Source organism: Zoogloea sp., assembly GCF_041908905.1.
Lineage (GTDB): Bacteria > Pseudomonadota > Gammaproteobacteria > Burkholderiales > Rhodocyclaceae > Zoogloea.
Window position 1 is genome coordinate 55,902 of sequence record NZ_JAYREK010000001.1, and the last position, 11,806, is coordinate 67,707.

General features: G+C 69.7%; 13 protein-coding genes, 1 other RNA gene and 1 pseudogene. 7 read left to right on the plus strand and 8 right to left on the minus strand.

The features are described from left to right. Positions 1-2: 2 nt before the first annotated feature. Together mraZ and rnpB are read right to left on the minus strand one after the other, a co-directional pair. Complete coding sequence (mraZ, locus tag ACE3OU_RS00245) at positions 3-449, minus strand: division/cell wall cluster transcriptional repressor MraZ (protein WP_374239526.1); 447 nt, start codon at positions 447-449, stop codon at positions 3-5. A gap of 360 nt (positions 450-809) precedes the next feature. Then, an RNA gene (gene rnpB / locus ACE3OU_RS00250) (RNase P RNA component class A) lies at positions 810-1,196 on the minus strand. A 207-nt stretch (positions 1,197-1,403) separates the two neighbouring features. On the opposite strand from rnpB, the gene ACE3OU_RS00255 reads away from it, so the two are divergent. The 5 genes and pseudogenes from ACE3OU_RS00255 to ACE3OU_RS00275 form a co-directional block, all read left to right on the plus strand. Continuing rightward, positions 1,404-1,991, plus strand: a complete 588-nt coding sequence (locus tag ACE3OU_RS00255) for a hypothetical protein (RefSeq protein WP_374239527.1) — start codon at positions 1,404-1,406, stop codon at positions 1,989-1,991. Next, positions 1,988-2,488 carry a YMGG-like glycine zipper-containing protein gene (locus ACE3OU_RS00260; protein ID WP_374239528.1) on the plus strand — a complete coding sequence of 167 codons (501 nt, stop codon included), beginning with the start codon at positions 1,988-1,990 and terminating at the stop codon, positions 2,486-2,488. The genes ACE3OU_RS00255 and ACE3OU_RS00260 overlap by 4 nt, the downstream gene beginning before the upstream one ends. A 69-nt stretch (positions 2,489-2,557) precedes the next feature. Continuing rightward, positions 2,558-3,721, plus strand: a complete 1,164-nt coding sequence (locus tag ACE3OU_RS00265; RefSeq protein ID WP_374239529.1) for a UbiH/UbiF family hydroxylase — start codon at positions 2,558-2,560, stop codon at positions 3,719-3,721. A gap of 41 nt (positions 3,722-3,762) precedes the next feature. Further along, positions 3,763-4,488 carry a DsbC family protein gene (locus ACE3OU_RS00270; protein ID WP_374239530.1) on the plus strand — a complete coding sequence of 242 codons (726 nt, stop codon included), beginning with the start codon at positions 3,763-3,765 and terminating at the stop codon, positions 4,486-4,488. 119 nt (positions 4,489-4,607) lie between these two features. After that, positions 4,608-4,852 (plus strand): annotated as a pseudogene (locus tag ACE3OU_RS00275) (IS110 family transposase); the annotation flags it as partial. A gap of 251 nt (positions 4,853-5,103) precedes the next feature. Here the strand turns inward: ACE3OU_RS00275 and ACE3OU_RS00280 are convergent. Then, positions 5,104-5,952, minus strand: coding sequence for an EAL domain-containing protein (locus ACE3OU_RS00280; RefSeq protein WP_374239531.1), 849 nt, complete (start codon positions 5,950-5,952; stop codon positions 5,104-5,106). A 131-nt stretch (positions 5,953-6,083) separates the two neighbouring features. Then, positions 6,084-7,319, minus strand: coding sequence for a murein transglycosylase A (locus ACE3OU_RS00285; RefSeq protein ID WP_374239532.1), 1,236 nt, complete (start codon positions 7,317-7,319; stop codon positions 6,084-6,086). Between the two features lie 190 nt (positions 7,320-7,509). Between ACE3OU_RS00285 and ACE3OU_RS00290 the strand changes: the two genes are divergently transcribed. Both ACE3OU_RS00290 and ACE3OU_RS00295 read left to right on the plus strand, forming a co-directional pair. Next, positions 7,510-8,373 carry an ATP-binding protein gene (locus ACE3OU_RS00290; RefSeq protein WP_374239533.1) on the plus strand — a complete coding sequence of 288 codons (864 nt, stop codon included), beginning with the start codon at positions 7,510-7,512 and terminating at the stop codon, positions 8,371-8,373. After that, positions 8,370-9,308 carry a Nudix family hydrolase gene (locus tag ACE3OU_RS00295; protein WP_374239534.1) on the plus strand — a complete coding sequence of 313 codons (939 nt, stop codon included), beginning with the start codon at positions 8,370-8,372 and terminating at the stop codon, positions 9,306-9,308. The genes ACE3OU_RS00290 and ACE3OU_RS00295 overlap by 4 nt, the downstream gene beginning before the upstream one ends. Positions 9,309-9,416: 108 nt before the next feature. On the opposite strand, the gene ACE3OU_RS00300 is transcribed toward ACE3OU_RS00295, so the two are convergent. From ACE3OU_RS00300 to ACE3OU_RS00315, 4 genes are all read right to left on the minus strand, one after another. Then, positions 9,417-9,626, minus strand: a complete 210-nt coding sequence (locus ACE3OU_RS00300) for a DNA gyrase inhibitor YacG (protein WP_374239535.1) — start codon at positions 9,624-9,626, stop codon at positions 9,417-9,419. After that, a complete protein-coding gene (gene zapD, locus ACE3OU_RS00305; protein ID WP_374239536.1) occupies positions 9,623-10,378 on the minus strand; it encodes a cell division protein ZapD in 756 nt (251 codons plus the stop codon). The genes ACE3OU_RS00300 and zapD overlap by 4 nt, the downstream gene beginning before the upstream one ends. Before the next feature lie 66 nt (positions 10,379-10,444). Beyond that, complete coding sequence (gene coaE / locus ACE3OU_RS00310; protein ID WP_374239537.1) at positions 10,445-11,068, minus strand: dephospho-CoA kinase; 624 nt, start codon at positions 11,066-11,068, stop codon at positions 10,445-10,447. Next, positions 11,065-11,790, minus strand: a complete 726-nt coding sequence (locus ACE3OU_RS00315; protein ID WP_374239538.1) for an SPOR domain-containing protein — start codon at positions 11,788-11,790, stop codon at positions 11,065-11,067. The genes coaE and ACE3OU_RS00315 overlap by 4 nt, the downstream gene beginning before the upstream one ends. Positions 11,791-11,806: the final 16 nt, after the last annotated feature.

The window sequence follows — 11,806 nt, forward strand, 5'->3', positions numbered from 1 at the left end:
GTTCAAAGCGGAAGGTTTTCCCAGCCTGCAGGCAGAAGTTCGGAACCCAGGGCAAAGATCGCCTCCTGCTGTTTCTGCCAGCCGGCATCCGACCAGAGCTCGAAGTGATCCCCCTGCCCCACCAGATGCACCTGCTTCTCGAGCTGGGCAAAGCTGCGCAGCTCGGGCGCGATCAGCACACGACCGGCGGCGTCCATCTCTTCATCGCGGGCGAAGCCCACGAGAAGACGCTTCAGCAGCGCCGAGTGCTGCTCGAGGCTGGAGCCGGCGAGCACCTTGTCACGGATCGGTCCCCAGGCCGGGGCAGGGTAGAGGAGGAGGCAGCGATGAGGATGGGCGGTCAGAACCAGCGCGTTGCCGGCCAGCTTCGCGAGCGCGTCCCGGTGCCGCGCGGGTATCGCCAGGCGCCCCTTCGCGTCGAGACTGAGCGCAGCTGCGCCTTGAAACATGCGTCCCCCACTTCATCACCCGAACGAGCCAGAAAAACTCACTTTTTCCCACTTTCGTCCACTTCGTCCCACTTTAGAACAAAAGGAATAGCCGGTCAAGCTGGCCCAGAGCCAAATCTCTTTTACGCACAAGCACTTAGGGGCGAACAGGGCGGCAGCGGAAATCCGCTTATAAATCAATGGCGATACAGAAGATTGCGAAAGTTGAGGCTCAATTCGCAACCCTCCCGCACCGCACAAAAAGAGCGCATTACCTTGCAAGGCATGAAAATGTCAAAAAAGGTATTTTTTACAGTTCAAAAGGGGGCCACCCAGCCCCGGCGAGGGGCGCTGGCATAACTGAAGGGAGGGGGAATGGAGAAGGGAAGCTCGCCGATAAGCCGGGTTCTGTCGAGCGGACCGGTCGAAGACCGGCCCGCCGGGCAATCATTCCTCTGGACGACGTGTTGCCACGCCGCTCAAGCAGCCTACCCGGGGACTCCGCGAGCAGCGTCGACGTCCCCCTATTTGGCCTTGCCCCGGATGGGGTTTACCGTGCCGTCACTGTCACCAGTGCCGCGGTGGGCTCTTACCCCACCGTTTCACCCTTGCCTGATCTCCGAAGAGCCATCGGCGGTCTGCTCTCTGTTGCACTTTCCGTCGCTTTCACCCGAAGGCTATGGCGCCCGGCCGTTAGCCGGCATCCTGCTCTATGGGGCCCGGACTTTCCTCGCTGCGCGGACGCAACGCGATTGCCTGGCGAACTTCCCGGCGCGCAGTATAGCGGCTTGAGCGACGGCGCGCCTGACCATCGCGCGGCGCCGCGATTGCGGAGCCGGCCCGGCGGGCGCAAAGTGGTAAGCAAATCCTTCAAGGCCCCCGCTCGGACACATCCGCTTACGTGTGCAAGGCGCCGCGCCATGCACCCCGGGCGGCGGAGTGCTGCAATCGAAGCATCATCCAAAGGAGCCAACCATGGACCTCCCATCTGCCCGCCCTGCCCTGCTGGCCGCGCTGGCGGCGGTCAGCACCCTCGCGGCCCTACCGGCCCGGGCCGACCGCCCGGGCCCGCCCCGCGGCTATCATGTACAGCCCTACCGCGGCCCGCTGGTCCACGCTCCGGGCCCCGCCGTGCGCTTTCGCGGCCCCGGCGCGGGCCCGGGCTACTGGTACCACGGCCACCACGACGGGATGTGGGGCTGGTGGTGGGTGGCGGGCACCAGCTGGCTGTTCTACCCCCAGCCGGTCGTCGTGCAGCCGGCGCCCCCCGAACCCGTGATCGTCCAGCCGGCCCCGCAGACCGGCACCGACAACTGGTATTACTGCGACAGCGCCCGCGCCTACTATCCCTACGCGCCAAGCTGCCCCGAAGGCTGGCGCCAGGTTCCCGCCCAGCCGCCGGGCAAGCTCCGCAACGACGACTCCGGGCAGCCGGGCTGGCACTACTGCGACAGCGCGGGGGGCTACTATCCCTACGTGCAGAGCTGCCCAGAAGGCTGGAAGGCCGTGCCGGCCAGCCCGCCGGAAGCCAGCCCGACTCCCCCCGGAGCGCGGCAGCCATGAAAACGCTCCGCAAAGCCAGACTGCTCCTCCCCCTCGCCCTGCTCGCCGGCTGCGCCAGCCTGCCGAGCGGGCCGCGGGTGGCCGTGATGCCCACCCCGGGCAAGCCCTTCGAAGTCTTCATGCAGGAAGACCGCCAGTGCCGCGCCTTCGCCGAGCAATCCATCGGCATGAACCCGACCGACCGCGGTGCCGAGAACGTCGTCGGCAGCGCCGCGGTCGGCACCGCCATCGGTGCGGCAGCCGGGGCCCTCGCCGGCGGCAACCGGGGCGCGGCGACCGGCGCGGCGGTGGGCATGGTCGCCGGCACCGCCACGGGCACCTCCAACGCCGCCTACGCCGGCGCCGAGGCCCAGCGCCGCTACGACATCGCCTACCAGCAGTGCATGTACGCCAAGGGCAACCAGCTCCCGGGCAGCCCCTACGGCGGCTACCGGCAGCCGGCGCCGCCCGCCAGCCCCTATTACTATCCGCCACCGCCTCCGCCGCCCCGGCGCTGAGCCCCGCTGGGCATTGCGGGTGACTTCCCCTGCGCCCTGGGGCACAATCCGGACGCAGGAGATCAAGCCATGAAATTCGATGTACTCGTCGTCGGCGCCGGGCTCGCCGGCGCGGCGCTGGCTGCGGCCTTGCGCGGCAGCAACCTGAAGGTCGGCATCGTGGAAGCCCGCCCCCCCGCCCGGCCTGCCGGCTGGGACGCGCGCATCTACGCCATCAGCCCGGCCAACGTCGAATTCCTCGACGGCATCGGCATCTGGCAGCACCTCGACCCGGCCCGCATGGCGCCGGTCCACGACATGGAGATTCACGGCGACGCCGGCGGCCGGCTGGATTTCTCGGCCTACGACAGCGGCCTGCGCGAGCTGGCCTGGATCGTCGAATCCAGCCTGATGCAGCACGAGCTGTGGGAGACGGTGAAGCGCCAGCACAACGTGACCCTGGTCTGCCCGGCCAGCCCCGCCGCCCTCGCCATCGACGACCACGCCGCCCGGCTCACCCTCACCGACGGCCGCCGCCTCGAAGCGCGCCTGGTGGTGGCCGCCGACGGGCGCGACTCCTGGGTGCGCCAGGCCGCCGGCATCGGCGCCCGCAACACGCCCTACGGCGAGAAGGGCGTGGTCGCCAACTTCCGCTGCGAGAAGCCCCACCGCAACACCGCCTTCCAGTGGTTCCGCAACGACGGCGTGCTGGCCTACCTGCCGCTGCCCGACCAGCAGATGTCGATGGTCTGGTCAGCCCCTGACGCCCTCGCCGACGAGCTGGTCGCCCTGCCGCCCGAAGCCCTCTGCGCCCGGGTTGCCGAAGCTGGCGGGCACCGCCTGGGCCAGCTCGAGCTCGTCACCCCGGCGGCGGCCTTCGCGCTGCGCCTGATGCGCGTCGAGGCCGTCGTCCGGCCCCGCCTTGCGCTGATCGGCGATGCTGCCCACGCCATCCACCCACTCTCCGGCCACGGCATCAACCTCGGCTATCAGGACGCCCGCGTGCTGGCCGGCCAGCTGGCGGCGCTGCCCGCCTGGCGCGACCCGGGCGAACTGGCGGTGCTGCGCGGCTACGCCCGCGCCCGCGCCGAGGAAACCGCGCTGCTGCAATACACCACCCACGGTCTCAACCGTCTGTTCAAGCCCGCCGACCCGCTGCTGTCGGGCCTCCGCAACCTCGGGCTGAACCTCACCAACCGCCTGCCGGTCCTACGCAACGCGCTGATCCGCTACGCGATCGCGGGGCGCTTCTGAGCCCCGCCGTTTTTGAACCCTGTAGTTCCCTGGAGAACCGGATGAAATTTCCCTTCGTGCGCTCGCTGCTCGCCACCCTCCTCCTCGCAGCGGGCGTCGCCCACGCCGCCGACGACGAGGCCAAGGTCAAGAAGAACCTTGAGGCTTTCATCAATGCCCCCGCCGTCGAGAGCGTCAAGAAGACCCCCTACGGCGGCCTGTTCGAGGTCGTGCTAAAGTCCGGCGAACTGCTGTACACCGACGGCAACGTGAGCTTCATCATCGACGGCAGCATCATCGACGCGAAGAGCCGCAAGAACATCACCCAGGCGCGCATGGCCCAGCTGATGAAGATCGACTTCGCCACCCTGCCCCTCGACCAGGCCATCAAGCAGGTGCGCGGCAACGGCAAGCGGGTGATCGCCAGCTTCGAAGACCCCAACTGCGGCTACTGCAAGCGGCTCGCCAAAGACCTGCAGAACCTCAAGGACGCCACGGTTTATACCTTCCTGTACCCGATCCTGAGCCCCGACTCGACCGAGAAGTCCAAGAACATCTGGTGCGCCAAGGACAAGGCCGCCGCCTGGAACGACTGGATGATCAACGCCAAGGCCCCGGCCGCCGCGGCCGCCGGCTGCGACACCGGCGCGATCGACAAGAACGTGGCCCTCGGCCAGAAGCTGAAGGTCACCGGCACCCCGACGATCTTCACCGCCGACGGCAACCGCCTGCCCGGCGCCGTGCCGCTGGCCCAGCTCGAACAGGCGATGAACCAGGCCGGCAAGTAAGCCCGGCCCCACGCCACACCTCGAACGCCCGCCCCGTGCGGGCGTTCATGAGATGGTCAGCCCGATCCCTGCCCAGCGGACTACGCCGAGTAGGGATTTTGCTTTTCTGGGAGGCCATCATGAATGTCGTGACGCGGATCGGGATCGATCCGGGCAAACACACCGCTTCCAGCTTCATGCGCAGAATGCGGCGGGCAGAATGGTGTTTCACAAGAAACTCACACGCAGCCAGTTGCGGGCCCAACTGGCGAACGTCCCCGCCTGCACGGTGGCGATGGAAGCCTGCGCCGGCGCCCACGGGGTCGCGCGTCGGCTTGCGGCGCTCGATCACACTCCGCGGCTGATCTCGCCGCAGTTCGTGAAGTAGCCCATCTGGTTTTGCGACGGTAGAAAGTGTGATGACCTGAACGGCTCAACGACCCGGCAAGAGACCTGACATGCAAGACAGCGGACAACGCCGAGGCTTTTTGAGGTTTGCCAGGCGCGGCTCTCATCATGGGGCGGGCAGACGCCTGCCTGCCACGACCCCGGATAGATTCAAGCAAGCCCACCCTAGGTTACGCAAATCTGCCTTGCAAAAATCGGGCTGACCATAGATTGCATGGTGCCGCAGGCTCAGGCCGCCCGACGCGGCCGGCGGGGCCGGACGACGGGCAGGCAGCCGACCGCCGGACGGCCCAGCAGATGGCCCTGCAGCCAGTCCGCCCCAGCCTCCCGGGCCACCTGCAGCTGCAGCGGGTTCTCGATGCACTGGATGGCCAGCTGCAGGCCCAGCCGGCGCGCCTCCGCCGCCAGCTCGGTCATCACCCGCTTGGCCAGGCTGAGGTGCCCGAAGTGGCCGATCAGGCAGCGGTCCAGCTTGACGACGTCCGGCGCCAGGCGCTCGAGACGCTCCAGGTCGGCCGAGTGGCGCCCGAAATTGTCGATCGCGATGCGGTAGCCCCGCTCCCGGTATTCGGCGATCGCCACCGCCAGCCGCGCCGGATCACCGAAGCCGTCGTCGGCGAGTTCCAGCACGATGCGGTCCGGCGTCAGCCCGCAGCGGGCCAGCACGCCCTCGAACACATGCCCGTGGTGATCGGACACCGAACGGATCAGCTGGGGATGCACGTTGAGGGACAGGAAACCCCCGCGCTGCTCCCGCTCGAGGAGGAAGTTGAGGGCGTGGAGCGTGCGCACCGAGCGGTCGAGGTGCACCAGCTCGTCGTCGTCGCGGGCCTCGAGAAAGACCGCCTGGGCCGGCACGCCCCCGGCGTCTCCGGCGACGACCTGCAGATGCGCCTCGTGGCCGATCACCCCTGCCTCGCCCTGCCCCACGACCGGCTGGAACAGGGTCCCCAGCACACGGCCGGCAAAACGCAGCCGCACCCGCCCATCGACGATCTCGAAGCCTTCCCCGCCGGCGCCCGGTCGGGCCAGACGCCTGCGCTTGTTGAAGTAATGGACGAGTTCGGTGAGCGGCACGATGGTTCTCCGTAAATTGAATGATGCCAACAGCAATGACACCAGCTTCGCACGGTACGCCCCGGGGGCGCACCGGCAAACCATGAATTTACGAAAAACTTATTACAAAACTACGATTTAGCGCGCCCTGGCTAGCGCGGCACCTGGTCCCGCGGCCACAGCACCCACATCTCGCCCTTCTGGCGCATCCTGCCGGCCAGGGCCCCGGCCTCGGCACCGAAGCCCCAGTAGAAATCGCCCCGCACGCCGCCCTTGATCGCACTGCCGGTGTCCTGGGCCAGCATCAGGCGCTGCAGCGGCTGGGTGCTGCGCGGGTGGGTGGTGGCCAGGAACACCGGCGCCCCGAGGGGGATGCTGCGCGGGTCCACCGCCATGCTGCGCCCCTCGGTGAGCGGCTGGCCGAGCGCCCCGACCGGCCCGCCGTTGCCGGCCGGCGCCTCGCGGAAAAAGATGTAGCTCGGGTTGGCGTTGAGCATCTCCTGCAGACGCCCCGGGTTGGCCCGCGCCCAGTTCTTGATGCCCTCCATCGACGCCTGCTCGACGCGCAGCTCGCCCTTGTCGGCCAGCCAGCGGCCAATCGACTGGTAGGGGTGGCCGTTGGTGTCGGCGTAGGCCAGGCGCACGATGCTGCCGTCGGGCAGCTGCACCCGGCCGGAGCCCTGCACCTGCAGGAAGAACAGCTCCACCGCGTCCTCGGCGTACAGCAGGGTCTTGCCGGCGAAGCGCTCCTTCAGCCGGTCGATGTCGGCGCGGGAATAATAGGGCAGCACCTTGTTGCCGACCAGCCGGCCGCGCACCCGCAGCCCCTTCAGTTCCGGGTAGACCTCGGAGATGTCGAGGTTGAGCAGGTCGTCGGGCACCCCCAGCACCGGCCAGGCGTAGGTTTTGGAGCGGCTGCGGCTGCCCTTGATGAGGGGCTCGTAGTAGCCGGTGATGAGGCCCTCGCGACTGCCGTCCGGGTTGCTCACCCGCCACGGCGTGAGGCGCGCCTCGAAGAAGCCCCGCGCCGCCGCGGCGCCCGGCCGCTCGCCCAGCCCGCGGGCCGCCTCGCAGGTAGGCTGCCACACCGGCTGACGCGCCAGGGCCCGGCACGAGGCCAGGAAGGCCGGCCAGGCCTCGTCGTGGCGGTCGGCGCTCCAGCCGGGCAGCTCGGCCCAGCTCGCCGCCTGCAGCGGACGGGCCAGGGCCTGGGGCGCCGGAGCCCCGCCGGCCGGCGAGGCGGGCGGAGCCGACGGTGCCGGAGCCGGCGCGGGGGACGGGCGATGCTCGACGGGTGGACGCGGCGCCGTGCCACAGGCGGCAAGCAGCAGCGCGGCAAGCAGGGGAATCAGGCCCAGGGCGCGGGCAGGACGAGAAGCGGAAAACATGGATGGGGTACACTCGCGGCTTGCAATCGTTAGCCGCCCGAGTATACCCAGCGCCACCCCGGCCCGGGCCCACCAAAGGAGTGCACCATGTGGTTGATCGGCCTCGAACTCGGCATCGCCGCCCTGCTGCTCGCCATCGTGGCCCTGGCCCTGCGCGCGCCCAAGAACAAGGACACGGACGCCCCGCCCCATGACTGACCTCAACCAATTCCTGGCCCGCGCCGAGCGCCTGCTCGAACGCCTCGAAGGCCTGCTGCCGGCCGAGCCGGCCGCCCCCGACTGGAACGCCTCCACCGCCTTCCGCTGGCGCCGCCGGCACAACTCGGCGGCCCTGCTGCCGGTGCCCCGCCCCCATCAGATCCGCCTGGACGACCTGCAGGACATCGACGACAAGAAGGCCCGCATCGTCGCCAACACCCGCCAGTTCCTGGCCGGCAAGCGCGCCAACAATGTGCTCCTCACCGGCGCCCGCGGCACCGGCAAGTCCTCGCTGGTGAAGGCCCTGCTCACCGAGTTCGCCGCCGAAGGGCTGCGCCTGATCGAGGTGGACAAGGACGATCTCATCGACCTGCCCGACATCGTCGAGCTCCTCCACGGCCGGCCGGAGCGCTTCATCCTGTTCACCGACGACCTCTCCTTCGAGGACGGCGAGCCCGCCTACAAGGCCCTCAAGAGCGTCCTCGACGGCTCGCTGGCGGCGGTGCCCGACAACGTGCTGATCTACGCCACCTCCAACCGGCGCCACCTGATGCCGGAATACTTCGCCGAAAATGCCGCCACCAAACACGTCGGCGACGAAGTCCATCCGGCCGAGGCGGTCGAGGAGAAGATCTCCCTGTCCGAACGCTTCGGGCTGTGGATCTCGTTCTACCCCTTCAGCCAGGACGAGTACCTGAAGGTCGTGAACCACTGGCTCGGCGAGTTCGGCGTGCCGGCCGAGGCCATCGCCGGCGCCCGCGGCGAGGCCCTGCAGTGGGCCCTGCTGCGCGGCTCGCGCAGCGGCCGGGTGGCCTGGCAGTTCGCCCGGGACTACGCGGGGCACCACGCGGCATGAAGAAGATCGTCCATGTGGCCGCCGCGGTGATCACCCGCCCCGACGGCAGCGTCCTCCTCGGCCAGCGCGCCCCCGACACCTTCTACCCCGGCTACTGGGAGTTCCCCGGCGGCAAGGTCGAACCCGGCGAGACCCCGCGGGACGCCCTGATCCGCGAACTCGACGAGGAGCTCGGCATGCGGGTGGACGCGGCCTACCCGTGGATCACCCGCGAGCACGTGTATGAACACGCCCACGTCAGCCTGCACTTTTTCGAGGTCACCGCCTGGCGCGGCGAGATCCACGACCGGGTGCATTCCGCTCTCAGCTGGCAGCAGGCCGGCGCAATGGACGTCGGCCCGATGCTGCCGGCCAACGGCCCCATCCTGAAGGCCCTGCGCCTGCCGCGCGTCTGCGGCATCACCCACGCCGGCGAGATCGGCATCGACACCCAGCTGGCCCGCCTCGAGGCGGCCCTCGCCGGCGGCCTGCGCCTCGTGCAGATCCGCGAACCGGCCCTGCCCGACGCCGACTGCGAGCGCTTCGCCCGCGCCGTCGTGGAGCGCTGCCACGCGGCCGGCGCCCTGGCGGTGGTGAACGGCGACGCGGCGCTGGCCCGGCGCATCGGCGCCGACGGCCTGCACCTGCCGGCCCGCAGCCTGATGGCCGCCGACCGCCGGCCGGACTTCGAGTGGGTCGGCGCGTCCTGTCACAGCCGGGCCGAGCTCGAACAGGCGGCGGCCCTCGAACTCGACTACGCCCTCCTCGGCGCCGTCCGGCCGACCCAGAGCCATCCGGAACGCGCGCCCCTCGGCTGGCCGGCCTTCGGCGAGCTGATCGCCCGGCTTCCGCTGCCGGTATTCGCCCTGGGCGGCCTCTCCGCCGGCGACCTGGAGACGGCCAAGGCGGCCGGCGCCCACGGCGTCGCAGGCATCCGGGGCATCTGGCAGGCGTAAAGGACGCGGCCCGGGCCGACGGGGCAAGGATCCACGGCCGGCCCACATGAAAAACGCCTCGCGAAACCTGCGAGGCGTTTTTATCTTGGCACTGCCGCGGCGGAAGCCTCAGTGGGGCCGGCGCAGCGGATCGGCTTCGTCGTCGAGGGGCGTCGTCTCGCCTTCGACGCGGTATTTGTCGGACGCCCAGGCGCCCAGGTCGATCAGGCGGCAGCGTTCGGAACAGAACGGGCGGTAGGGGCTGTCGGGGCCCCACACCACATCGGCGCCGCAGGTCGGGCAGCGCACCTTGCGCGGCTTGGCGGGCTGGTCGGTCATAGATTGCAGAACGTGAGCTCGAAGGGCACGTCCACGTCCACCTGGCCGGGCCGGGTCACGGTTTCGGCGTGCATGAAGCGGACGTTGAGGGCGTACTTGTTGGCGCTGGTCTCGGGCACACACATGGCGCTGCCGCGCAGGCGGATGCGGATCATCTGCACCGTGCGCCCCCCCATGGTCTGCTGGAACGCGCCCCGCCGTGCCACCAGGGCCTCGGGGCTGCCGCTGGCGCGCAGCAGGCGCAGCACGATGACCAGGCCGTCGCGGATCGGCAGCAGCGGCTGGATCCAGGCCGTCAGGTCGTGGCGGCGGGCTTCGACGTTGCGGTTGAGCCAGTGGTGGTAGGACGGCAGGTCGAACTCGCAGGCGCCGCCGGGGATCGCCGCCCGGCTGCGGATGTTCATCAGCCACTCGTTTTCGCGCAGGTACTGCCCGGTCTTGCCGGCCATCGCCAGCAGGGACGCGGAGGCCTGCTCGATCTCGTAGAGGGCGCCGGAGAGGGCCTCTTCGGAGATCTCGGGGTTGTTGCGGAACGACAGCAGGATCTGGCGCTGGCGTTCGAGCTCCTGAACCAGGTCGACCTTGAGATCGGCACGACTGGCCACTTCGAGCACCTCGAACAGCGTGATGAGGGCTACATGGTGTTCGAGGGAGCCTTCCGCGCGGACGAAGTGGGCAACCTTCTCGAACAGATCCTCCAGGCGGAGGAGCGTGCGGATCCTCTCGTTGAGCGGATATTCGTAGGTGATCACGCGCGCGCCTGAATGAGGATTGAGTGGATTTGGACGGCCAATGCCGCCCGATCGGCGCAGATCATATCATACGGCTCCGCCCCTCGCCGCGAGCCGCAGATAGACGCCATGCAGGCGCTCCACCTGCTCGACGAGCTGCGCAGGAGTGCCGCCATTGTCGACCACGTCGTCGGCCGCCGCCAGGCGTTCGGCGCGGCTCGCCTGGGCGGCCATGATGGCCCGCACCTGGCTCTCTTCGAGCCCGCTGCGCTGCATTACCCGGGCGATCTGGACGGCCTCGGGGCAATCGACCACACACAGGCGCCGCACCCGCTGCCGGTAGGTGCCCGACTCGATCAGCAGCGGCACCACCAGCATCACGTAGGGCGCGCGGGCGGCGCGGCACAGCCGGTCGCTCTCGGCGCGGATCATGGGGTGCAGGATGGCCTCCAGGCGTTTGCGGGCCTCGGGGTCTTCAAAGGCCAGGGCACGCATCGCCGGACGGTTGAGGGCACCGTCGGCCGCCACCACACCGGCGCCGAAGGCCTCCCGGATGGCCTCCATCGCCGCGCCGCCGGGGGCGGTGAGCCGGTGGGCGATCTGGTCGGTGTCCACCACCTCGGCACCGCGGGCGGCAAAGAGATCGGCGGCGGCGCTCTTGCCGCTGCCGATGCCGCCGGTCAGGCCGACGACGAAAGGGGTCTCGCTCATGGATTGCACTCGAGTCGGTTCGCGCCCCGCAGGCGCTCGGAGAGATCGCTGGCCAGCGTGGCCAGGCCGTCGCTCGGCCCGCGCACCTCGACCCGCAGGGCGGTCGCCCCGCGGCCGGCCACCTGGGCGGAGCGGACACCCTTCTCGCGCAGGCTCTCGAGGAGCCGGTTGGCCTGGGTTTCGTTCTTGTACAAGCCCAGGGAGATCGCGAACTGGGCGGGGCCCGGATCATTGACGATGAAGAGATCGTTCACGCCGAGCTTGCGAAGCTCGGCCGCCTTGCGCTCGGCGGCCTCCTTGCTGCCCTGGGGCGGGACATGCACCCACCACGAGGTCACGGCGCCGGTGCGGCTCTCGGTGAGCTTGAAGCCGGGGCCGGCGCTGGCGATGCGGGCCCCCAGCTCGTCGCGCTGCGGGGTGGTGAGGCCACTGAAGGCCACGCAGCCCGGCGGGGCGGGCCGCTCGGGCACGGCGGGCGGCTCCGCCGGCTGCGGCGGAGGAGCCTCGGCCGGTGCCGGCGCGGCAGCCACCGGGGCAGGCGCCGGCGTCGGGACGGCCAGGGGCGCCTCGGCAACGAGGCGCATCCGTTCGGGATTGAGCTGGTTGCTCAGGCGCTCCGGCTCGCCGGGATAAGACCCGCCACCCAGCCAGCCCTTCCAGACGGCCAGGGCCAGCAGGTTGGCAAATGCCAGGGCGATGACGACTACACGTAATTGAGCCATGAACGCAAGACTAACC